19 protein-coding genes are annotated in these 23,144 nt (G+C 55.0%); 4 read left to right on the forward strand and 15 right to left on the reverse strand.

Annotated elements, in window-relative coordinates; all coding sequences use genetic code 11:
• From SK47_RS24145 to zwf, 6 genes are all read right to left on the reverse strand, one after another.
• Positions 1–604, reverse strand: a 604-nt coding sequence (locus SK47_RS24145) for a T6SS immunity protein Tli3 family protein (RefSeq protein WP_048244451.1), incomplete at its 3' end; no start/stop codon positions are given.
• A gap of 9 nt (positions 605–613) precedes the next feature.
• The gene (locus SK47_RS13025; RefSeq protein ID WP_023324872.1) at positions 614–2,728 is read right to left on the reverse strand and encodes a T6SS effector phospholipase Tle3 domain-containing protein; all 2,115 of its coding nucleotides are present in this window, start codon (positions 2,726–2,728) and stop codon (positions 614–616) included.
• Positions 2,725–5,238: a DUF2345 domain-containing protein gene (locus SK47_RS13030; protein WP_048244453.1), complete on the reverse strand. Its 2,514-nt coding sequence runs from the start codon at positions 5,236–5,238 to the stop codon at positions 2,725–2,727. Before SK47_RS13030 ends, SK47_RS13025 begins: the two co-directional genes overlap by 4 nt.
• A gap of 333 nt (positions 5,239–5,571) precedes the next feature.
• Positions 5,572–6,213, reverse strand: coding sequence for a bifunctional 4-hydroxy-2-oxoglutarate aldolase/2-dehydro-3-deoxy-phosphogluconate aldolase (gene kdgA / locus SK47_RS13035; protein ID WP_003859774.1), 642 nt, complete (start codon positions 6,211–6,213; stop codon positions 5,572–5,574).
• Between the two features lie 39 nt (positions 6,214–6,252).
• Entirely contained in the window at positions 6,253–8,064 is a 1,812-nt protein-coding gene (gene edd, locus SK47_RS13040) for a phosphogluconate dehydratase (protein WP_032659039.1), read from the reverse strand.
• A 233-nt stretch (positions 8,065–8,297) separates the two neighbouring features.
• Positions 8,298–9,773, reverse strand: coding sequence for a glucose-6-phosphate dehydrogenase (gene zwf / locus SK47_RS13045; RefSeq protein WP_003859771.1), 1,476 nt, complete (start codon positions 9,771–9,773; stop codon positions 8,298–8,300).
• Between the two features lie 356 nt (positions 9,774–10,129).
• Here zwf and SK47_RS13050 point away from each other — a divergent pair, with 356 nt between their 5' ends.
• Entirely contained in the window at positions 10,130–10,999 is an 870-nt protein-coding gene (locus SK47_RS13050; protein ID WP_003859769.1) for a MurR/RpiR family transcriptional regulator, read from the forward strand.
• A 114-nt stretch (positions 11,000–11,113) separates the two neighbouring features.
• Positions 11,114–12,556 (forward strand): pyruvate kinase, encoded by a 1,443-nt coding sequence (pyk, locus tag SK47_RS13055; RefSeq protein WP_003859767.1) that lies wholly within the window; start codon positions 11,114–11,116, stop codon positions 12,554–12,556.
• A gap of 43 nt (positions 12,557–12,599) precedes the next feature.
• On the opposite strand, the gene lpxM is transcribed toward pyk, so the two are convergent.
• From lpxM to znuA, 3 genes are all read right to left on the reverse strand, one after another.
• Entirely contained in the window at positions 12,600–13,571 is a 972-nt protein-coding gene (gene lpxM / locus SK47_RS13060) for a lauroyl-Kdo(2)-lipid IV(A) myristoyltransferase (protein WP_022651444.1), read from the reverse strand.
• Between the two features lie 117 nt (positions 13,572–13,688).
• The gene (gene mepM / locus SK47_RS13065; RefSeq protein WP_003859762.1) at positions 13,689–15,008 is read right to left on the reverse strand and encodes a murein DD-endopeptidase MepM; all 1,320 of its coding nucleotides are present in this window, start codon (positions 15,006–15,008) and stop codon (positions 13,689–13,691) included.
• 15 nt (positions 15,009–15,023) lie between these two features.
• The gene (gene znuA / locus SK47_RS13070; RefSeq protein ID WP_003859760.1) at positions 15,024–15,968 is read right to left on the reverse strand and encodes a zinc ABC transporter substrate-binding protein ZnuA; all 945 of its coding nucleotides are present in this window, start codon (positions 15,966–15,968) and stop codon (positions 15,024–15,026) included.
• Positions 15,969–16,045: 77 nt separating this feature from the next.
• Here znuA and znuC point away from each other — a divergent pair, with 77 nt between their 5' ends.
• Together znuC and znuB are read left to right on the forward strand one after the other, a co-directional pair.
• Complete coding sequence (gene znuC / locus SK47_RS13075) at positions 16,046–16,801, forward strand: zinc ABC transporter ATP-binding protein ZnuC (protein ID WP_003859757.1); 756 nt, start codon at positions 16,046–16,048, stop codon at positions 16,799–16,801.
• Entirely contained in the window at positions 16,798–17,583 is a 786-nt protein-coding gene (gene znuB, locus SK47_RS13080; RefSeq protein WP_003859755.1) for a zinc ABC transporter permease subunit ZnuB, read from the forward strand. The genes znuC and znuB overlap by 4 nt, the downstream gene beginning before the upstream one ends.
• 52 nt (positions 17,584–17,635) lie before the next feature.
• Here the strand turns inward: znuB and ruvB are convergent, their stop codons facing one another.
• The 6 genes from ruvB to aspS all read right to left on the reverse strand — a co-directional run bounded on the left by ruvB (position 17,636) and on the right by aspS (position 22,891).
• On the reverse strand, positions 17,636–18,646 hold the full coding sequence (gene ruvB, locus SK47_RS13085) for a Holliday junction branch migration DNA helicase RuvB (protein WP_003859753.1): 1,011 nt from the start codon (positions 18,644–18,646) through the stop codon (positions 17,636–17,638).
• 8 nt (positions 18,647–18,654) lie between these two features.
• The gene (gene ruvA / locus SK47_RS13090) at positions 18,655–19,269 is read right to left on the reverse strand and encodes a Holliday junction branch migration protein RuvA (RefSeq protein WP_003859751.1); all 615 of its coding nucleotides are present in this window, start codon (positions 19,267–19,269) and stop codon (positions 18,655–18,657) included.
• An 80-nt stretch (positions 19,270–19,349) separates the two neighbouring features.
• Positions 19,350–19,871 (reverse strand): crossover junction endodeoxyribonuclease RuvC, encoded by a 522-nt coding sequence (ruvC, locus tag SK47_RS13095; RefSeq protein ID WP_003859749.1) that lies wholly within the window; start codon positions 19,869–19,871, stop codon positions 19,350–19,352.
• Positions 19,872–19,905: 34 nt separating this feature from the next.
• Positions 19,906–20,646 (reverse strand): YebC/PmpR family DNA-binding transcriptional regulator, encoded by a 741-nt coding sequence (locus SK47_RS13100; RefSeq protein ID WP_003859747.1) that lies wholly within the window; start codon positions 20,644–20,646, stop codon positions 19,906–19,908.
• 27 nt (positions 20,647–20,673) lie between these two features.
• A complete protein-coding gene (gene nudB, locus SK47_RS13105; protein WP_003859745.1) occupies positions 20,674–21,117 on the reverse strand; it encodes a dihydroneopterin triphosphate diphosphatase in 444 nt (147 codons plus the stop codon).
• Position 21,118: 1 nt separating this feature from the next.
• Positions 21,119–22,891 (reverse strand): aspartate--tRNA ligase, encoded by a 1,773-nt coding sequence (aspS, locus tag SK47_RS13110; RefSeq protein WP_021240440.1) that lies wholly within the window; start codon positions 22,889–22,891, stop codon positions 21,119–21,121.
• Positions 22,892–23,144: the final 253 nt, after the last annotated feature.

Consider the following 23,144-nt stretch of genomic DNA (forward strand, 5'->3'; position numbering starts at 1 on the left):
GTGTGCTGTGCTTAAGCCCCTGCTTAGTCATATAGACCATTCCCCAGGCCCAGCCAGGGAAACGGGGGTCCAGCGTATCGCTTACTTTATTTCCCATTCCGTCATCCACGGTATAGGCAATCCCCGGCCCGCCGGGCAGAATGCGCGGGTCTTCAAACGGTTTTGACGACATATACAGCCGGTGTTTGGTCAGCATAAATCCCTGGTCCTTAACAACAGTAAAGGAAATAATGTCATCGTAGGGCGGTGAAGAATCTCCATTCGGTTCGTTAGAACCCGCTGAATAAAACTGAGGGGACCAGGTTTTACCATAATCTTTTGAAATTATTGTTCCTGGAGAGCCCCAGGTAGGGATAGCTATATAACGCTCCGATGGATGTATGAATTTTTTGGTGAAGATCTTGTAAAATTGGCTAACAGGTTGGGTATGTATACCCAGCTCAGTATCCGTGTACCAGAGTTCGCCTTCGCAGCCCCAGCCTTTCAGTTCGAGATAACGATGATCATCGAACCGGTACACCACCTGCGTTGGCGGTTCTTTCGCCTGGCATCCGATCGCCAGTAAAACAGCAGTGGCCATCAGACCCATAAATGATATTTTCATGCTCTATCCTTAAGCCAGTTGACTGTCACTTATGGGCTTTGGCATGTCCCATTGCAGATTTGCGACGTCCTGATTCCCTGCGACAAGATCACTGGACGGCTTGACAGTCGTTGCATTATTGAACTTATTTACCACCCCATACTCACCTTTCGGCAGCACGTCATATGGCTTATTCATGAAAAATTTGGTTGTAGGTTCATCTAGCTTACCCGTCCGGTAATATGCCCTTGCATAGGGATTTTCATTCTGAGGATCGCGCCAGTCTGCACGATGTAACAACCCTTCCCAAAATTTCCCCGCCTGATAATCGAATGATTTGCACTGCCCAATAGCCAAATCAAACGCCATAGCGTGCGATGGCGCAAATTCGCTCATCACAATAGAGGAGTGCTGGCTGTAGCCCACCGGGTCGATTTTCTGCCATTCCGCTTGCAGTTCTTCCGGTGTTTTCTTCCAGGTAAGGGTAACTAACTGAAAATCACGCGAACCTGACACCTCACCATAAATAACCTCATGCTTGCGTTCAAAACTCTCTTCTTTAAGCTCTGAAGCAGATAAAACGTGACCCGGCTGCCAGCCAATATTTTGATAGCGGTTCACTGCAAAGGTTGTCGTTACCGTGCGCTTAATGGCGCTGGCTTTGGCGGAATAGGAAATGTAGGCGTCCGGGCTGTCCGGATCGACATAATAGGTATACGGTTTATCACTGGTTTTAGGATCGTTATCCGGGTGATTATCCTCCCCCTGAAGTTTGAAAATAAAAGGTTCCGGTAACTCCTCACCGTTTATCACCACATCGCGAGCGCTGTAACTGGCGTTCGTGAGAAAGGCATATTTTGCATCCCCCTCATTTCGCGGCGGTAACTCAAAGGGGTTAGCGTCAGGGATGTTTCCTACTTCACCATGCTGGTAAAACACACGCTGAAACAGATTCGGTATATCACTGGCAATATTCTGAGGAATGCCCCGCCAGCCAAACCCCTGCACATTCTCCAGCGACACGACGCCATCGTTCGGGCAAAAGTAGTTATACACTTTACCGTCGTTGCTTCGGCAATATCTGTCATCCGTTCGCAGCGGATTATCGGAAGGTTTACGCAGGGTACAGGAGGCCTCCAGAGCCTGTAATTCGCTCTCTGCCATTTTCCCACCCCCTTTCCATTGCGTATGCATCAGGCGACAGAAATTTTTAAATGTCTGCTGTCTGGCATCGTCGGTCTGTTGATAACCCGGCTGAATATTTTCAGCCACGCGCGACTCAAGAGAATACGGTGAGTGATTAAGAATCACACAGTTTACCGGAGCATACCCGGCCTGTTTCACCAGCATATTTGCCAGCATAGTAATAATCGTGCCCTGACTATGGGCCACAACGTTAATCACATCTTTCGCCGTAATCGGCTCACTTCGAATCTGAATAATCAAATCCGCCAGCCGTTGAGCGGCAAAAAACTGGTAAATGCGGTGCGGGTTTTCATAAATGGGATGGGTAAAATCGCCATCATTGAAGTGCAGCGAGGCAAATCCCGCAGCGGCAACGCCGAAGCCACCGGCGCCGGGTCCCAGCATATCCGGGATCGTCGTCGTTGCGTTGGCAAAGGTCCCGCCCCCCTTGGCAAAACTCGTATCAAGTGCATTTTTAAAGTTATCGTTCTGGTACTGAAACGGCCCTTTTCCGTCATTACCCAGCGACTTTTTATTCGTCTCGTTATCTTCCTGGTACGCATCATAGGGAAGATGCGCTTTGTCACTCAGCTTCCCGACCTCCTCCCGGTAGCGCTTCTGGTCCGCCCGGTAATCAGCATGCGTAACCGGTTTATATCCCCAGTAAAACGGGATGATGGGGGAACGCCCTGGAGTGATAATTCTGTAGTCTTTCCATTCGTGGGCGTAAAAATCCTGCCGGTTAAGTCGCTTACCCAGCCCGGCAAGTATACCTTTCTCCTGGTTCTGGTAGGCTTCACCCACGTCGTTCACGCCATGGACGAGGATCACAATGCCGGGCATCGGGCGCGGTATCCCGACGTTGCGCGTCTGGGCGACTTCGCCCAGGGTTTTGTGTACCGGAATATCGCCTTCTGATACCACCCGTGGAGCGTAGGGTTTTGTCTTCGCCTCCGTCATTCCATTATCTCCATTTTATAGCTGTCGAGGTCGTCAGCATCGAGCAGGGGTGAACGACCGCAGCTGTCCGTCACGCCTTCCACCACCTGTCCGGATGCACTGGTCAGCCTGAATTTTTTGTTTGCCAGAATTTGCTCCGGATCATCGCCGGCGTGCAGTTTGTAGCGAAGTTTAAAGGCGCCTTTCTCAAAGGATGGCGTCGGTACCGACACACTTTCCGGACCGTCGTATTTCAGGCTCGGCGCTTTGAGCTCAATGCCCGTCGGCGAGAAAATGGTGACCAGTCCGGTCGGGCTGATACGGATCCCGCCGCCCCCGCAGACAAACTGCATTCCCTTTCTGGCACTGCCGTTCATTTTCCCGGCGGTGCTCGTGAGCGTGAAATCCTGCTGCGACAGCATGTGCATTTCGCCCCGCTGCGCCTGCGTCGTAATATCCCCCGCACCGGCAATCATCTGGATGCCGAGTTTGCGGGCAAACAGCGACAGTTTTTCCCCTACGGCCAGCGAGAATTTTTTCACCACATTCACGCTGGCATTCCCGCCCGCTGTGGCAATCAGGTCTTTCCCGGCGGAAAGTTGCAGGCTGTCCGGCGTAACCAGCGCAATTCCACTTTTTCCATATGCCAAAATACCGGGCTCCGCGAGATGACTCAGCGTCTGGCTGAGCGCATTTTGCCGATCGGTTTCCACATTACTCGCGCCTGCCGTAAGCGCACTTTGCTGTAGGGTCATCGCCAGCGACAACGCCTTTTCAAGTTGTGCAATAGCCGCTGTCATATCCAGTTGCTTCCCCCCCGCGCGGGGCTGGGCTTCCGTGGTGATCATCACGCCTTTCGCAGCACGCAGCGCCATCCAGTCGTCGGTGCGAGCCTCCACACCTTCCCCGCGCTTTTTGCCTTCAGCATCAACCAGGTGACCCACACTCACTTGCCCTTTGCCGTACTCCGTAGCGATTTTGATGTGCTCCTGCCCGCGACGATCTTCAAGACGGATCTTGTTCAACGCGGCCGTGCGGATCACGTTTCGGGTATCGTTACGGTTTGTGACTAAATCCGGGTGGCTGCCGTCGTGCATGACATGCGCGATAAAAGGTCTGTCCGGATCGCCGCCTTCGAAACCAACGGCAACTTCAGTCCCCTCCAGTAGCGGAAAGTGAATACCAAAGGTGTCACCGGCGTACGGCCTGCCGAGGCGTACCAGGGCGCTTTCGAATCCGACCCGTTTTTCATCAAGGTCAAAATCGAACTTAACCCTGTAGCGCCCAACCGCATCAAGTCCGGCATAGGTTTTATCTCCCCCGATAGCCTTCACTCTGGCGGGCACCGTTCCGGCTATCACCGGCCGGGATAAGTATTCAGGACGGAAGCTATAGCCCTGGATATAGGGGATCCCAGAAAGTACGGCGCGATAGTGTTCAGCACGGCTGCCGCGGATAGTCATCGCAGTTATCACAAACCCGGACTTAAACCCGTCAGGTACAGGCCCTGAGGGATAAAACATAATGCCTGGCTGAAGCTCGGGATCGCTGGTTGTCGCCCCCAGAAGACTCTGTCCGTTCAACAGGCGTTCATAACGCAGACGAGCGTAAAATGCGGCGGTTTCCGCCTCTTCACCGTGAAAATCCCCCGCAGTCAGATAGTGATCGGCATAGTGATAGTGTTGGCCTGTCGTTACACCTTCGGGAATATCGCTCGTTTTAACGGTCTTATCCGTCTGCGGCGATTGCGGGTCACGGTAGTTATAGGTGCGAACCAACACATTTTTGGGGATCAGGCCGTGCTGCTCCTCCAGATCGGTAATGTATTCGCTATAACTGGTCATGCCTGAATGTCGGACATAAGGCATCTGTTTGTCGCTGAAGTTGTAACGACGCGCAGAATCCCCAAAAATAACGACGGTTTCCGTTTTCACTTTGTTGTGATTCTCAAATCGGAACCAGATCCCTATCTCTGCCAGCAGCCGACGGATGAACCGCAAATCGGTTTCTTTCCACTGAACGATCATTTCCCGTCGTGGATAACTGTGGCTCAGTTGGTCAAAATCAATGTTGTAGCCGTCAAAGTGACCACTGTCCTTCATCAGCTTTGTAACGAGCTCCGGGACTGTCATGTTCATGTAAACCGCAGAACGGTAATTTTGATCCAGCAGCGCCAGCTCATGCTCCAGCACGCATTCATACAGTGCTTCGTCACCTGAAGACATCAGCCGCGAAAATTGGGTGATCGTGCCATTAATCTGGCGAACCGGCAGCCAGGAGGTTTGCCCATGCCATGAGGCTTCCAGATTGGGTGCACGCAGAATAAACTCAGCCCTTTGATTAAGAACAGCATTAATGGCAATGTTTAGATCCGGACTGGTAAAGCGAATGGTATAGCGATAAGGCTCGCTTAATATCTCTTTTCCTGTAAAAGAATGAACATCTGAAATAACATTTTTGCTACGCGGGAAATACAATAAATATCTGTTTAACGTGTCCTGCCTTTGAGCTACCTCAGATTCCCCTGACATTATTAGCTATCCTTTTAACAAACATTCCGTTCATTAAAAACAATACACCCATCGCCCCCCCATTAAAATACCCAACTTCAGGTTGAATTAATTCACGGGAAGTGAATCTATTCACAGAATAAATAAAAAAGGACCAGACAATTTTATCACACATAAATTCAGAATGATTTATTCACCAAATATATAAGTGAAGGATTATTTAATAATGAAAAATAATACGCCTGGGGTTAGGGATATTAGAAATGTTGTGTAGAGAAGAAGAACTTATACATGCTGGTCACATAAAGTGACCAGCATCAGGCCAGAGGGCCTGCTTTATGCATTGGGCATTTGTTACTGTTTCGCGCCTTCTACCGCTTCGCGAGCCAGTTTAGTGATGCGATCCCAGTCGCCTGCTTCCAGCGCATCCGCCGGAACCAGCCAGGAGCCACCGATGCACAGCACGCTTTTCAGCGCCAGGTAGTCACGGTAGTTGGCCGGAGAGATGCCGCCCGTTGGGCAGAAACGCACCTGGGAGAATGGGCCCGCAATCGCCTGCAACGCTTTGGTGCCGCCGTTCGCTTCAGCCGGGAAAAATTTGAACTCTTTCAGGCCGTAGTCCATGCCCAGCATCAGTTCAGAAACGGTGCTGATACCCGGGATCAGCGGAATAGAACCTTCGGTTGCGGCTTTCAGCAGGGGCTCGGTCAGCCCCGGGCTGATGGCAAACTGTGCGCCCGCTTCGGTCACTTCCGCCAGCTGCTGCGCATTCAGAACCGTACCTGCACCGATGATCGCTTCCGGCACTTCTTTGGCGATAGCGCGAATCGCATCCATCGCACAGGCCGTACGCAGGGTCACTTCCAGAACACGAACGCCACCCGCAACCAGTGCCTTCGCCATTGGGACAGCGTGCTCAAGTTTGTTTACCACAATAACCGGCACGACAGGGCCAGTAGTCAGGATTGCTTCTGCACTTGTTTTCCAGTTTTTCATCAGAGTTTTCTCTCGCCAGATCGTTAAAATCAAGTCGTCTTAAAACGTAATACAGGTTGCGCCCTGCTCCGCACCGGAGAGTTTCTCACGCAACGCACCAAACATTTCGCGTCCGGTACCCACGCGGGATGCGCTCAGGTCAGGAATATGTGGCTGACGCGCCGCCAGCTCTGCTTCGTCCACCAGCAGGGTTAACTCGCCTGTCTGACCGTTAACGCGGATCATGTCACCATCACGCACTTTCGCCAGCAGGCCGCCGTCGTAGGCTTCCGGGGTGACATGAATCGCTGAAGGCACTTTACCGGATGCCCCCGAGAGGCGTCCATCGGTCACCAGTGCAATTTTGAAACGGCGGTCCAATAATACACCAAGCGGCGGCATAAGTTTATGTAATTCTGGCATCCCGTTCGCTTTTGGTCCCTGATGACGCACCACGACCACACAGTCTTTATCAAGCAGACCCGCGTCAAAAGCAGGTAAAACGTCGTGCTGGCTTTCAAACACCACCGCCGGGGCTTCAATCACCTGATTCTCTTCCGGCACGGCAGAGGTTTTCATCACGGCACGTCCAAGGTTACCGCTCAGCACTTTGGTGCCGCCGTGAGGAGAGAACGGCTGTTCGAAGGTTGCGATAACCTGAGGATCGAGCGAGTCGCTCGCTCCTTCGCGCCAGTCCAGCTCACCGTTGTTCAGCCAGGGTTCAAGGGTATAGCGATGCAGGCCAAAGCCCGCCACCGTGTTGACATCCTCATGCAGCAGGCCGCCTTTCAGCAGCTCGCGCATCAGCACCGGCACGCCGCCCGCGGCCTGGAAGTGGTTGATGTCCGCCGGACCGTTCGGGTACAGACGCGCCATCAGCGGTACCACAGAGGAGATATCGGAGAAGTCATCCCAGTTAATCAGAATGCCCGCCGCGCGCGCCATCGCGACAAGGTGCATGGTATGGTTGGTTGAACCGCCGGTCGCCAGCAGGGCGACAATCCCGTTTACGATAACTTTTTCATCCACCATTTTGCCCATTGGCATCCACTCGTTGCCGTTACCGGTCAGGCGCGTCACCTGACGGGCTGCGGCTTCGGTCAGCGCTTTACGCAGTGGCGCATCCGGCTGGATGAACGACGAGCCCGGTAGCTGCATCCCCATAAACTCCACCACCATCTGGTTGGTGTTGGCCGTACCGTAGAACGTACAGGTGCCCGGCGCGTGATAAGACGCGGCTTCCGCTTCCAGCAGTGCCTGACGGTCCGCTTTTCCTTCGGCATACAGCTGGCGGATACGGACTTTTTCCTTGTTTGGCAGACCGCTTGCCATCGGGCCTGACGGCACAAAAATCGCTGGCAGATGGCCAAACGACAGCGCGGCCATCACCAGCCCCGGGACGATTTTGTCGCACACGCCCAGATAGAGCGCGCCATCAAACATATTGTGAGACAGGCCCACTGCCGCCGACATGGCGATCACTTCGCGGCTCAGCAGGGACAGTTCCATACCGTCCTGGCCCTGGGTTACGCCATCACACATGGCCGGCACGCCGCCTGCAACCTGGCCCACCGCGTTCACGCTGTGCAGCGCATTGCGGATGATAGACGGGTAGACCTCATACGGCTGGTGGGCTGAAAGCATGTCGTTATAGGAGGTAATGATGGCGATATTGTTACGCAACATGCTTTTCAGCGCGTCTTTATCACCAGGCTGGCAGGCCGCAAAGCCGTGGGCCAGATTCCCGCAGGCCAGCTGTGAGCGATGGACCGTTTCACTCTTCGCCTGTTCGATGCGGGCAAGGTAGGCAGCACGGGTCTCTTGCGAGCGTTCAACAATGCGTTGTGTTACGCGTAACAATGTCGGATTCATAAAAGCTCCTCTAATTTATCTGTCCAGGCTCGGGAGTTTACACAGTTTCTGACGGTTGTTAACAACGCTGAAACGCCTGATATCCGGAGCACAGGGGCAAAATGTCTGAAGGGAGTGTAATAAAAAAAGCTCCGCGGGTGAATCCACGCGGAGCTTAAAAGATAAAAATTATGCCACTTGCTGTGTTAGATCATGTTACCGGTAAAATAACACCTTTGGGCTAGAGAAGGTGGTTATTCAAACTCGTTCCAGGAGCGGCCATCACGGGTGATCATCGCAACGGAGGCGACAGGTCCCCATGTTCCCGCCTGATACGGTTTTGGCGCGTCCTGATCGGCTGCCCACGCTTCGGTGATGGAGTCGACCCACTTCCACGCCTCTTCCACTTCATCGCGGCGGACGAACAGCGCCTGGATACCACGCATGGTTTCCAGCAGCAGACGCTCGTAAGCGTCGGCCAGATGCGTCTGGTTGAAGGTTTCAGAGTAGCTCAGGTCGAGCTTGGTGGTTTGCAGGTTGTGTTTGTGATCAAGACCCGGCACTTTGTTCAGGATCTGAATATCCACACCCTCGTCCGGTTGCAGACGGATGGTCAGTTTATTCTGCGGCAGTTCCTGCCAGGATTCTTTGAACAGGTTCAGTTCCGGATTTTTGAAGTAGACCACCACTTCGGAGCATTTTGCCGGCAGACGTTTCCCGGTACGCAGGTAGAACGGCACACCGGCCCAGCGCCAGTCGTCGATATCCACGCGGATCGCCACAAACGTCTCGGTGTTGCTGGACTTGTTCGCGCCCTCTTCTTCCAGATAGCCAGGAACTTTTTTCCCCTGGGCAAAACCTGCGGTGTACTGGCCGCGCACGGTTTTCTCACGCACGTTGGAGCGGTCAATACGGCGCAGTGATTTCAGCACTTTCACTTTGGCGTCACGAATGCTGTCGGCCGTCAGATCTGACGGTGGAGACATGGCAATCATGCACAGAATTTGCAGCAGGTGGTTCTGGATCATGTCACGCATCTGGCCGGCCTGGTCGAAGTAGCCCCAACGGCCTTCGATGCCCACCTCTTCCGCCACGGTAATTTCCACGTGGTCGATAGTGCGGTTGTCCCAGTTGTTCACAAACAGGGAGTTGGCAAAACGCAGCGCCAGCAGGTTCAGTACCGTCTCTTTGCCCAGATAGTGGTCAATACGGTAAACCTGACACTCCTCAAAGAACTCGCCTACCTGGTCGTTGATTTCACGCGAGGTCGCCAGCGACGTACCCAGCGGTTTCTCCATCACTACGCGCGCCGGTTTGGCGTTCAGCTTCGCCTCGCCCAGACCTTTGCAGATGGCGCCGAAGGTGCTTGGCGGCATGGCGAAATAGTTAATAGTGACACGATTTTCCTGGTCAAGCATTTCACCCAGACGGGTAAAGGCGCCTACATCGTTGACGTCCAGGTTGCAGAAATCGAGACGCCCGCTCAGCTTATCCCAAAGGCTTTCATCGATTTTCTCTTTCATGAACGTTTCGAGCGCCTCACGCACGACTTTGGTATAAGCCTCCTTATCCCAGTCTGCGCGCCCTACCCCAAGGATCCGGGTGTCGGGATGGATCTGGCCCGCTTTTTCGAGCTGATACAGGGAAGGCAGCAATTTTCGGCGTGCAAGATCGCCTTTCGCGCCGAAAATGACCAGGTCACATGCCTGGGCTGTTTGCGTTACCGCCATGTCATTCTCCTCAGTTAGATCGCCTGGTACTCTGCCAGGTATCGTTGTAATTTTATTACAATGCACTGTACTGCTTTTACGCGTTTCCTGAAACCATTAGCGCTTAACGTCGCGTGCGATACGGTGATTTTTCGTCGCCTGGGCCATTACGCCCGTCTGATGACGCAACAAACGTCGATTCTTTGCGCAACGGGGTCAGAGCAAAACCCGACGTCGATCAAGTAATGAAAAAAAACAACAACATTTCTTGTCGACGATTACCCTTTCGGGAGTCCTGGGGGTAATATCGGCTAAATCGAATCAAGGTTTCATCTCTTTATGAAATCGTTTATGCCCTCATGAGCGTCTTGTTAACAATGAACATGCTGGAAAAAATCCAGTTTCAACTGGAACACCTTAGCAAATCCGAGCGCAAAGTGGCTGAAGTTATTCTCGCCGCGCCCGCTCAGGCGATTCATTCAAGCATCGCCGCTCTGGCACAGGAATCGGGCGTCAGCGAACCGACGGTCAATCGATTCTGTCGTAGTCTGGACACGCGCGGCTTTCCTGATTTTAAACTGCATCTGGCCCAAAGTCTGGCAAACGGCACCCCGTATGTTAATCGCAATGTCGATGAAGACGACAGCGTTGATGCATACACCGCAAAAATATTTGAATCGGCAATGGCCACGCTCGACCACGTTCGCCAGTCTCTGGACATGAGTTCAGTAAATCGCGCGGTCGATCTTCTCACGCAGGCCAAACGGATTGCCTTCTTTGGCCTTGGCTCGTCCGCCGCCGTGGCGCATGACGCCATGAATAAGTTCTTTCGCTTTAACGTGCCGGTGATTTACTCCGATGACATTGTGCTGCAACGCATGAGCTGTATGAATTGTAGCGAAGATGATGTCGTGGTACTCATCTCTCATACGGGCCGCACCAAGAGCCAGGTGGAGCTGGCGCAGCTCGCGCGTGACAACGATGCGATGGTCATCGCCCTGACGACGGCAGGTACGCCGCTCGCCCGGGAAGCGACGCTCGCCATTACCCTGGACGTACCGGAGGATACCGACATGTACATGCCGATGGTCTCCCGCCTGGCGCAGTTGACGGTCATCGACGTACTGGCGACAGGTTTTACCTTACGCCGGGGCGCAAAATTCCGGGATAACTTGAAGCGGGTCAAGGAAGCCCTGAAAGAATCGCGTTTTGATAAAGAATTGCTTATAAAGAGCGATGTTCCCTAATAACGACGAAGTACGATTTACGGCATTCGGTCCCCTCGCTACTGCCTTGCGATAGATGAAGGCCGATTCTATGTTCACGCAACACCAAAGTTGTTTCAGTCAACGGAGTATTACATGTCCAGAAGGCTTCGCAGAACCAAGATCGTCACCACCTTAGGCCCGGCCACCGACCGCGATAATAACCTCGAAAAGATTATCGCCGCGGGTGCTAACGTGGTGCGTATGAACTTCTCTCACGGTACGCCAGAAGACCATAAATTACGTGCCGACAAAGTGCGTGAAATCGCAGCTAAACTGGGCCGCCATGTTGCTATCCTCGGTGACCTGCAAGGTCCAAAAATCCGCGTATCGACCTTTAAAGAAGGCAAAGTCTTCCTCAACATCGGCGATAAATTCCTGCTGGACGCCAACCTGAGCAAAGGCGAAGGCGATAAGGAAAAAGTGGGTATCGACTACAAAGGTCTGCCTGCTGACGTTGTGCCTGGCGACATCCTGCTGCTGGACGACGGACGCGTACAGCTGAAAGTGCTGGAAGTTCAGGGTATGAAGGTGTTCACCGAAGTGACCGTCGGCGGCCCGCTCTCCAACAACAAAGGCATCAACAAACTCGGCGGTGGCCTGTCTGCCGAAGCGCTGACCGATAAAGACAAAGCGGATATCGTGACCGCAGCGCAGATCGGCGTGGATTATCTGGCCGTCTCCTTCCCGCGCTGCGGTGAAGATCTGAACTATGCTCGCCGCCTGGCGCGCGATGCAGGCTGCGATGCGAAAATCGTTGCAAAAGTGGAACGCGCTGAAGCGGTCTGCGATCAGGACGCGATGGACGACGTGATCCTGGCGTCTGACGTGGTGATGGTTGCCCGTGGTGACCTGGGCGTGGAAATTGGCGACCCTGAACTGGTCGGTATCCAGAAAGCGCTGATCCGTCGCGCGCGTCAGCTGAACCGCGCGGTGATCACCGCCACCCAGATGATGGAATCCATGATCACCAACCCAATGCCGACCCGTGCAGAAGTCATGGATGTGGCGAACGCCGTGCTGGATGGTACTGACGCGGTGATGCTGTCAGCGGAAACCGCGGCGGGTCAGTATCCGGCGGAAACCGTGGCCGCCATGGCGCGCGTCTGCCTGGGTGCAGAGAAGATCCCAAGCATTAACGTCTCCAAGCACCGCCTGGATATCCAGTTCGACAACGTGGAAGAAGCGATTGCGATGTCTGCGATGTACGCAGCCAACCACCTGAAAGGGGTCACGGCGATCATCACCATGACCGAATCTGGCCGTACCGCGCTAATGACGTCCCGTATCAGCTCCGGTCTGCCGATCTTCGCCATGTCCCGTCACGAGCGTACGCTGAACCTGACGGCGCTGTATCGCGGCGTGACGCCAGTATACTTCGACAGCACCAACGACGGCGTGGCCGCCGCGCACGATGCCGTGAACCTGCTGCGCGACAAAGGTTATCTGGTATCCGGTGATATCGTTATCGTGACGCAGGGTGACGTGATGAGCACCATCGGCTCAACCAATACCACCCGCGTACTGACCGTAGAGTAAGCTCTGATCCCCTCTCCCCTAAGGGGAGAGGGGTGAAGGTTTCCTATTTCTTCGGGAAAAGCTCTTTACGCTTGTACGGCTCTGTTTCGCCAGGTTTACGCGTTTTGAGCAGCTTCAGGATCCACGTATATTGCTCCTTATGCGGCCCCACCAGCACTTCCACCTCTTCATTCATGCGGCGTGCGATGGTGTGATCGTCTGCGGTCAGCAGATCGTCCATCGGCGGACGTACCTCAATGCTCAGGCGATGCGTTTTACCGTCATAAGCCGGGAACAGTGGGATCACGCGGGCGCGGCAGACTTTCATCAGGCGACCAATCGCTGGTAGCGTGGCTTTATAGGTTGCGAAGAAATCGACAAACTCGCTGTGCTCAGGACCATGGTCCTGATCGGGCAGATAGTAGCCCCAGTAACCCTGACGTACCGACTGAATGAAAGGCTTAATGCCATCGTTTCGGGCGTGCAAGCGTCCGCCAAAGCGACGGCGCACGGTATTCCAGACGAAATCGTAGATTTTGTTTCCCTGATTATGGAACATCGCCGCCATTTTCTGGCCCTGCGACGCCATTAACATCGCCGGAATGTCGACCCCCCAGCCGTGCGGCACCAGGAAAATCACCTTTTCATCATTGCGACGCATCTCGTCGATGATCTCCAGCCCTTTCCAGTCAACGCGTTCGACGATCTTCTCCGGCCCTTTCAGCGCCAGTTCCGCCATCATCGCCATCGCCTGCGGCGCAGTGGTATACATGTCATCAATGATTGCTTCGCGTTCGGCGTCGCTTTTATCCGGGAAACAGTACAACAGGTTTATTTGCGCGCGTCGGCGCGCGCTTTTACCCAAGCGCCCTGCCAGGCGCCCCACTTTACCGAGCACCGGATCGCGGAGGGAAGCAGGTAGCAACGCCATGCCAGCAAACGCGTATACGCCAATCCAGGCGCCCCAGTTACGCGGGTGGCGAAAAGATTTTTCAAACTCAGGAATGTACTCAATATTGTTTTTTTTGGTTTCCATGCGGGTTCCAGGGTCTGGTGACGCAAAAATATATGCGGATAGTGTAGCGAGGCTGCCGCCCGCGCACAAAAGAAAAAGCCGGCGCATACTGACGCCGGCTTTTTAAATCAGGAGAGCTTAGTCGAAGCGCAGCTGCGGCATCACCTCTTTCACCTGCGCCAGGTAATCTTTGCGATCTTTCCCGGTCAGCCCTTCGGTGCGCGGCAGTTTCGCCGTCAGCGGGTTAACCGCCTGCTGGTTGATCCACACTTCATAGTGCAGGTGCGGCCCCGTCGACCGGCCGGTGTTACCGGACAGCGCGATGCGATCGCCACGTTTCACCTTCTGGCCCGGTTTGACCAGCAGTTTACGCAGGTGCATGTAGCGGGTGGTGTACGTACGACCGTGACGAATAGCAACGTAATAGCCAGCAGCACCGCTGCGTTTCGCCATGACCACTTCACCATCTCCTACCGCCAGCACTGGCGTGCCCTGCGGCATAGCGAAGTCAACGCCACGGTGCGGCGCTACGCGGCCCGTTACCGGGTTCAGACGACGCGGGTTAAAGTTGGAGGAGACGCGGAACTGTTTCGCCGTTGGGAAACGCAGGAAGCCTTTTGCCAGACCCGTACCGCTGCGGTCATAGAACTTACCGTCTTCCGCGCGAATAGCGTAGTAGTCTTTGCCGTCTGAACGCAGACGAACGCCCACCAGCTGGCTCTGCTCGCGCTTACCGTCCAGCATTTCGCGGGACATCAGGACAGAGAACTGATCGCCTTTTTTCAGTTTGCGGAAATCCATCTGCCACTGCATGGCTTTGATCACCGAGCTGATTTCAGCGCTGGTCAGGCCGGCATCGCGTGCGCTGGAAACAAAGCTGCCGCCGACGGTCCCTTTCATGACGCTGTTAACCCAGTCGCCCTGCTGCAATTCACTGGTCATTTTGAAACCGTTTGCAGTGCGATCGTAGGTGCGGGTTTCGCGACGGGACATCTCCCAGGTCAAACGTTGCAGATCGCCGTCGGGCGTTAAGGTCCAGGAAAGTTGCTGACCAATTTTCAGGTTACGCAGTTCTTTATCGGATGCGGCGAGCTGGCTGATGTTGCCCATGTCGATACCGTACTGGTTCAGGACGCTGCTCAGCGTATCGCCAGTGGATACAACATATTCATGAATGCCAGCTTCATTCTGGATCTTGTCATCCAGCTCATCCTGGGGAATCGCTTCATCTTCCTGAGCGGCCTGATCGATAGGCTCGCTGGCCTCGGGCAGCAGAGAGCGGATCTCGCTCTTCTCCAGTTCGATGGTTTTGATGATTGGGGCGGAACTCGGGTGGTAAACATAGGGCCGCCAGACGGCGACCGCTAATGTGAGAACTGTAAGCGACCCCAGCATAACGCGGTGGGGTCGAGGCAGATTGTTAAATGCCAGGGCGACAGAGCGGGCTATCTGTTGCACGTATTCACTTCCTCGTTAATCTCCTTTCAGGCAGCTCGCATACTGATTCGCCAGTTGGCTGAGGAACTGCGAATAGCTCGCTTTGCTCAACTGGATGTTCGTACCTAGCGGGTCAAGGGTTCCCATGCGCACGGATGTTCCCCTGGCCACGGCTTCTACGACCGCTGGCCTGAACTGTGGCTCAGCAAAAACGCATGTCGCTTTTTGCTCAACCAACTGTGTTCTGATTTCATGTAAACGCTGCGCACCAGGCTGAATTTCAGGGTTGACGGTAAAATGCCCCAGCGGGGTCAGACCGTAATGTTTCTCGTAATACCCGTAGGCATCATGAAAAACGAAGTACCCTTTTCCTTTAAGCGGTGCGAGCTCGTTACCCACCTGTTTGTCGGTTGCGGCTAATTGAGCCTCAAAATCCTTCAGGTTGGCGTCGAGTTTGATTCGACTTTGCGGCATAAGTTCCACTAATTTGTCGTGGATTGCAACCGCTGTAAGCCGCGCTATCTCTGGGGAGAGCCAGAGATGCATGTTGTATTCACCGTGATGGTGATGGTCGTCACCTTTTTCACCATGAGCATGGTCGTGGTCATGCTCATCACCCTCGTCCTCAGCTCCTTTCATGAGTAACGGTTTCACGCCGGACAGCCCGGCAATCGTCACCTGTTTCTCAGCGGGAAGCTGTCTGGCTGACTTCTGCATGAACGCTTCCATCTCAGGACCAATCCAGACGACTAAGTCCGCGTTCTGTAAGCGTTTTACATCAGATGGACGCAGAGAATAATCATGCTCGGAAGCCCCGTCAGGCAGCAGAACCTGTGTCTCAGTGACCCCGTCCGCGATGGCAGAGGCGATAAATCCAAGCGGTTTAAGCGAAGCGACAACAGCGGCGTTAACATCTTGTGCTGTTGTACCCCAAAGAGCAGCGGATAAAGCTGCGAAAAGAAGCGTATTTTTCTGTAACATAATGCGACTAATCATCGTAATGAATGCGTGGAATGTGATATTATAACATTCGATGACTTCTGCAAGCTTAAATTGACATGACGACTTTAGTTTCTCTTGAAAATGTTTCGGTCTCATTCGGCCAGCGCCGCGTCCTTTCTGACGTGTCGCTGAATCTGAAGCCCGGCAAAATACTCACGCTGCTCGGCCCTAACGGTGCAGGCAAATCGACGCTGGTGCGCGTCGTATTAGGCCTGGTAGCCCCTGACGCAGGTGTTATCGTCCGCGAAGACAAATTGCGTATCGGCTATGTGCCGCAAAAATTACATCTTGATGCCACCCTGCCCCTGACGGTGAGCCGCTTCCTGCGCCTCCGTCCCGGTACGCGTAAAGCGGATATCCTCCCGGCGCTGAAACGCGTTCAGGCGGGACATCTTGTTGAGGCGCCCTTGCAAAAGCTGTCGGGCGGTGAAACCCAGCGCGTATTGCTTGCCCGTGCCCTGCTCAGCAGCCCTCAGCTGCTGGTCCTGGACGAGCCGACGCAGGGTGTTGACGTCAACGGTCAGGTTGCGCTGTACGATCTGATTGACCAGCTCCGTCGGGAGCTTAACTGCGCGGTGCTGATGGTCTCCCATGATCTGCATCTGGTGATGGCCAAAACCGACGAAGTACTGTGCCTGAACCATCACATTTGTTGTTCCGGCACGCCGGAAGTGGTGTCAATGCATCCCGAATTTATCTCCATGTTTGGCCATCGTGGCGCCGAACAGCTGGGCATCTATCGCCATAATCACAATCACCGCCATGATTTACAGGGACGAATTGTCCTGCGTCGGGGAAATGGACACTCATGATTGAACTGTTACTGCCCGGCTGGCTGGCCGGGATTATGCTTGCCTGCGCCGCGGGTCCACTCGGCTCGTTTGTCGTCTGGCGCAGAATGTCCTATTTCGGCGATACGCTGGCCCATGCTTCATTGCTGGGTGTCGCGTTTGGTTTATTACTGGACGTGAACCCGTTTTATGCGGTGATTGTCGTCACGCTGCTGCTGGCTGCCGGTCTGGTCTGGCTGGAAAAACGCCCTCACCTGGCAATTGATACCCTGCTCGGCATTATGGCGCACAGCGCCCTGTCGCTGGGCCTGGTGGTAGTGAGCCTGATGTCAAACATCCGCGTAGATCTGATGGCCTACCTGTTTGGCGATCTGCTGGCCGTCACGCCCGAAGATCTCATTTCCATTGCCATTGGCGTGGCGGTGGTGCTCGGGATCCTGCTGTGGCAGTGGCGGAGTTTACTGGCGATGACCGTCAGCCCGGATCTGGCCTTTGTCGACGGCGTGAAGCTTCAGCGCGTGAAGCTGCTGTTGATGCTGGTGACGGCGTTAACCATCGGTGTGGCGATGAAGTTTGTCGGCGCGCTGATCATCACGTCGCTGCTGATAATCCCTGCCGCCACGGCGCGCCGTTTTGCGCGTACGCCGGAGCAAATGGCCGGTATCGCGGTGATTATCGGAATGATTGCGGTGACGGGCGGGTTAACCTTCTCGGCGTTTTATGACACGCCAGCGGGGCCGTCGGTGGTATTGTGCGCGGCGGTGTTGTTTATTTTCAGTATGATGAAAAAGACCGCGCAGTAGTCAGCATGTCCCCGGTGGCGCTTCGCTTACCGGGGCTAGAATTTATCGCTACTTACGGCATCGCGGGCGGCGTAATGCCGAAATGATTCCACGCCCGCACCGTCGCCATACGACCGCGCGGGGTACGCTGCAAGAAGCCTTGCTGGATCAGATACGGCTCCAGCACATCTTCGATAGTCTCACGCTCTTCGCCAATTGCCGCCGCCAGGTTATCCAGCCCTACTGGCCCGCCAAAGAACTTATCCAGCACCGCCAGCAGCAGCTTACGGTCCATATAGTCAAAACCTTCAGCATCGACGTTCAGCATATCCAGCGCCTGGGCGGCGATCTCGGCCGATATAGTGCCGTCGTGCTTCACCTCGGCAAAGTCACGCACCCGGCGCAGCAGGCGGTTGGCGATACGCGGCGTACCGCGGGAGCGCTTCGCCACTTCAAACGCCCCCTCTTCGCTCATATCCAGCCCCATGTAGCGCGCGCTGCGCCCCACAATATGCTGAAGGTCGGGCACCTGATAAAACTCCAGACGCTGCACGATACCAAAACGGTCACGCAGTGGAGAGGTCAGCGAGCCGGCACGGGTCGTGGCGCCAATCAGGGTAAACGGTGGCAGATCGATTTTGATCGAGCGCGCGGCCGGACCTTCACCGATCATGATATCCAGCTGGTAATCCTCCATTGCCGGATAGAGCACTTCCTCCACCACCGGAGAAAGACGGTGGATCTCGTCGATAAACAGCACGTCATGCGGTTCGAGGTTAGTCAGCATCGCCGCCAGGTCCCCTGCTTTCTCCAGTACCGGGCCGGAAGTGGTACGCAGGTTAACGCCCATTTCGTTGGCGACGATATTCGCCAGGGTGGTTTTACCTAACCCCGGCGGACCAAAAATCAGCAGGTGATCGAGCGCATCGCCGCGCAGCTTTGCCGCCTGGATGAAAATCTCCATCTGAGAACGAACCTGCGGCTGGCCGATATACTCATCCAGCAGTTTGGGACGGATCGCGCGATCCACCACGTCATCTGGCTGAATGGTGCCTGCCGATACCAGGCGGTCTGCTTCAATCATCCTTTACCTCACAATGCAGCGCGCAGCGCTTCACGAATCAGGGTTTCACTGCTGGCATCCGGTTTAGCAATTTTGCTCACCATCCGGCTGGCCTCCTGAGGTTTATAGCCCAGCGCCACCAGCGCGGCAACCGCTTCCTGCTCGGCATCATCATCCGATGCAGGCGCGCCCGGGGAAGTCAGCACCAGATCGGCTGCCGGCGTGAACAGATCGCCATGCAGACCTTTAAAGCGGTCCTTCATCTCGACAATTAAACGCTCGGCAGTTTTCTTCCCGATGCCCGGAAGTTTAATTAACGCAGCCGGATCTTCACGCTCAACGGCGTTCACAAACTGTGGCGCTGACATACCGGACAGAATCGCAAGCGCCAGCTTCGGCCCGACGCCGTTGGTTTTGATCAATTCGCGGAACAGGGTGCGTTCCTGTTTGTTATTGAATCCGTACAGCAGCTGAGCGTCTTCACGCACCACAAACTGGGTAAAGACAACCGCCTCTTTGCCCGCCTCCGGCAGCTCGTAGAAGCAGGTCATCGGCATATGGACTTCATAGCCCACGCCACCCACTTCCAGCAGCACTAACGGGGGTTGTTTTTCAATGATGATGCCTCTGAGTCTGCCTATCACGTGACGCTCCTGCGTTCTGGAAGAAATTATCTGCCGACATAATAAAAAAAGGCTGGATAAACATCCAGCCTGATTTGTCATTATCGTAACCTGCCTCGCGCCAGATTGAGCCGCGACTCGCTCATTTGCATCGCATTCTGGCTGACGTGACAGTGGGTAATCGCAATGGCCAGCGCATCCGCGGCGTCGGCCTGCGGGTTCGCAGGGAGCTTCAGCAGGGTACGCACCATGTGCTGCACCTGGCTTTTCTCCGCGCTACCAATGCCCACCACCGTCTGCTTAACCTGACGGGCCGCATACTCGAACACCGGCAGATCCTGGTTCACGGCGGCAACAATCGCCACGCCGCGCGCCTGACCGAGCTTTAACGCCGAGTCAGCATTTTTCGCCATAAAGACCTGCTCGATGGCGAAATAGTCCGGCTGAAACTGGGTGATGATCTCCGACACGCCCGCATAGATGAGCTTCAGGCGCGACGGCAGATCGTCCACTTTGGTGCGAATACACCCACTGCCGAGGTAGGTTAACTGGCGTCCCACCTGACGGATAACGCCATACCCGGTGACGCGTGAGCCTGGGTCAATCCCGAGAATAATCGACATCACGCGTCTCCTGTAACGGATCTACACGCTCTCATCAGAGAGTCGCTGCAACCTCATCAGAGATTTCACCGTTGTGGTACACTTCCTGTACGTCGTCGCAGTCTTCGAGCATGTCGATCAGACGCAGCAGTTTCGGTGCGGTTTCCGCATCCATGTCCGCTTTGGTAGACGGGATCATGGAGACTTCAGCGTTATCCGCCTTCAGGCCAGCCGCTTCCAGCGCATCACGCACGGCCCCCATCTCTTCCCATGCGGTGTAAACATCAATAGCGCCGTCGTCGTAGGTCACCACGTCTTCCGCACCGGCTTCCAGCGCCGCTTCCATGATCGCATCTTCGTCGCCTTTCTCGAAGGAGATGACGCCTTTTTTGCTGAACAGGTACGCTACAGAACCGTCAGTGCCCAGGTTGCCGCCGGTTTTGGTGAACGCGTGGCGCACTTCCGCAACGGTACGGTTACGGTTGTCGGACAGACACTCAACCATCACCGCCGTACCGCCAGGACCGTAACCTTCATAAATGATGGTTTCCATGTTCGCGTCTTCATCACCGCCCACGCCACGTGCGATTGCACGGTTCAGGGTGTCACGCGTCATGTTGTTGGACAGGGCTTTATCCACCGCCGCGCGCAGACGTGGGTTAGAGGCCGGATCGCCGCCGCCCAGACGCGCCGCTGTCACCAGCTCACGAATGATTTTGGTAAAGATTTTACCGCGTTTGGCATCCTGTGCCGCTTTGCGGTGTTTGGTGTTGGCCCACTTACTATGACCTGCCATAAAAAGTTCTCCAAAAATCGCGCCTTCTCAGGCAGCGTTAATTACAAATTCTTCAATCGCCTGCCGGTTGCTCCACGACTTGGTCAGTGCGGCGGCATCCGCCGCATCCACCCAGCGGTAGGTCAGGTGTTCCGTGAACACGATCTCCCGCTCATGGGGAAGCGCAAGGCAGAACCATGATTCCGTATTGCGCTCAATTCCCGGTGCATAGCGATGACGTAAATGGCTAAAAATTTCAAACTCCACCGTGCGCTGACAGTCCTTCAGGGTCAGTTGCTCGTAAGCAACATCAATGGCGACCTCTTCCTTTACTTCACGCGCGGCGGCCTGCGGTGCGGTCTCCCCCTCTTCCAGGCTGCCGGTAACCGACTGCCAGAAATCCGGATCGTCGCGCCGCTGCAACATCAGCACCCGCTTCGTGTCTTCTGCATAAATGACCACCAGAACCGAAACGGGACGCTTATATGCCATATCAGTTTTTCTCTTCCTTCTTCACCACCTCAATGCCCAGCTCAGCCAGCGCGGCCGGGTTGGCAAAGCTTGGCGCTTCAGTCATCAGACACGCCGCTGCGGTGGTTTTCGGGAAGGCGATCACATCACGGATGTTATCGGTGCCGGTCAGCAGCATGGTCAAACGGTCAAGACCGAAAGCCAGACCCGCGTGCGGAGGGGTACCGTACTTCAGGGCGTCCAGCAGGAAGCCAAACTTCTCGCGCTGCTCCTGTTCGTTGATGCCCAGGATGCCAAACACGGTCTGCTGCATTTCGCCGCTGTGAATACGCACGGAACCACCGCCCACTTCGTAGCCGTTGATGACCATATCGTAGGCGTTGGCGACGGCCTCTTCCGGTGCCGCTTTCAGCTCGGCAGCCGTCATGTCTTTTGGCGAGGTGAACGGGTGGTGCATCGCGGTCAGGCCGCCTTCACCGTCGTCTTCAAACATCGGGAAGTCGATCACCCACAGCGGCGCCCATTTACTTTCGTCGGTCAGGTTCAGGTCTTTGCCGAGCTTCAGACGCAGCGCGCCCATCGCATCCGCAACCACTTTCTTGTTGTCTGCGCCGAAGAAGATCATGTCGCCGTCCTGCGCGCCGGTGCGCTCCAGGATCGCTTCCACGATGTCCGCGTTCAGGAATTTCGCAACCGGGCTGGTGATACCTTCCAGACCTTTCGCACGCTCGGTCACTTTAATATAGGCCAGACCTTTCGCGCCGTAGATCTTGATGAAGTTGCCGTAGTCGTCAATCTGCTTACGGCTCAGAGCCGCTCCGCCCGGCACGCGCAGTGCCGCCACGCGGCCTTTCGGATCGTTAGCCGGGCCAGCAAAGACCGCGAACTCAACGGCTTTCACCAGGTCTGCCACGTCCACCAGCTCCATCGGGTTACGCAGGTCTGGTTTGTCGGAGCCGTAGCGACGCTCGGCTTCCGCGAAGGTCATGATTGGGAAATCGCCCAGTTCGACGCCTTTCACGTCGTTCCACAGGCTACGTACCAGGGCTTCCATCACTTCACGCACCTGCTCAGCGGTCATGAAGGAGGTTTCCACATCGATCTGGGTAAATTCTGGCTGACGGTCAGCGCGCAGGTCTTCGTCGCGGAAGCATTTCACGATCTGATAGTAGCGATCGAAGCCAGACATCATCAGCAGCTGTTTGAACAGCTGTGGAGACTGCGGCAGCGCATAGAATTTGCCTTTATGGACGCGGGATGGCACCAGGTAATCGCGCGCGCCTTCCGGCGTGGCTTTGGTCAGCATCGGGGTTTCGATATCAAGGAAACCGTGGTCATCCATAAAACGGCGCACCAGGCTGGTGATTTTCGCACGGGTTTTCAGGCGCTGAGCCATTTCCGGACGACGCAGATCCAGGTAGCGGTATTTCAGACGCGCTTCTTCGGTGTTGACGTGGTTGGAGTCCAGCGGCAACGCTTCCGCGCGGTTGATGATCGTCAGATCGGACGCCAGCACTTCGATAGCGCCGGTCGCCATGTCGGCGTTGACGTTTTTCTCGTCACGCGCACGCACGGTGCCCGTCACCTGAATGCAGAACTCATTGCGCAGCTCAGAAGCCAGCTTCAACGCATCAGCGCGATCCGGATCGAAGAACACCTGAACGATACCTTCGCGGTCACGCATATCAATAAAGATAAGGCTACCAAGATCGCGACGACGATTGACCCAACCACACAGGGTGACCTGCTGCCCGACGTGGGACTGACGCAGCTGCCCGCAATATTCTGTACGCATGAGATATCCCTTAATTAGCCGCAGGCTGATTGTCGCCTGTCTCGCAGGCTACGATGTCGCAGCTTTCTGTATGTCACAACTGGATGAAAAAAGGCGGCTATTATACTGGAAATTCTGCCGCACGATAAGAGCGAAGCACGGCCTGACGCGCGTTTGCTGAACTCTTACTGCCTATTCTCACAAAAATTAACAAAATTATCCGACCGATAACAGGCCATCACGTCGTAAGGTGTAGAAAAGCAATCATTTAACG

The organism is Enterobacter sp. BWH52 (assembly GCF_001037565.1).
GTDB classification, from domain to species: Bacteria; Pseudomonadota; Gammaproteobacteria; order Enterobacterales; family Enterobacteriaceae; genus Enterobacter; species Enterobacter hormaechei_C.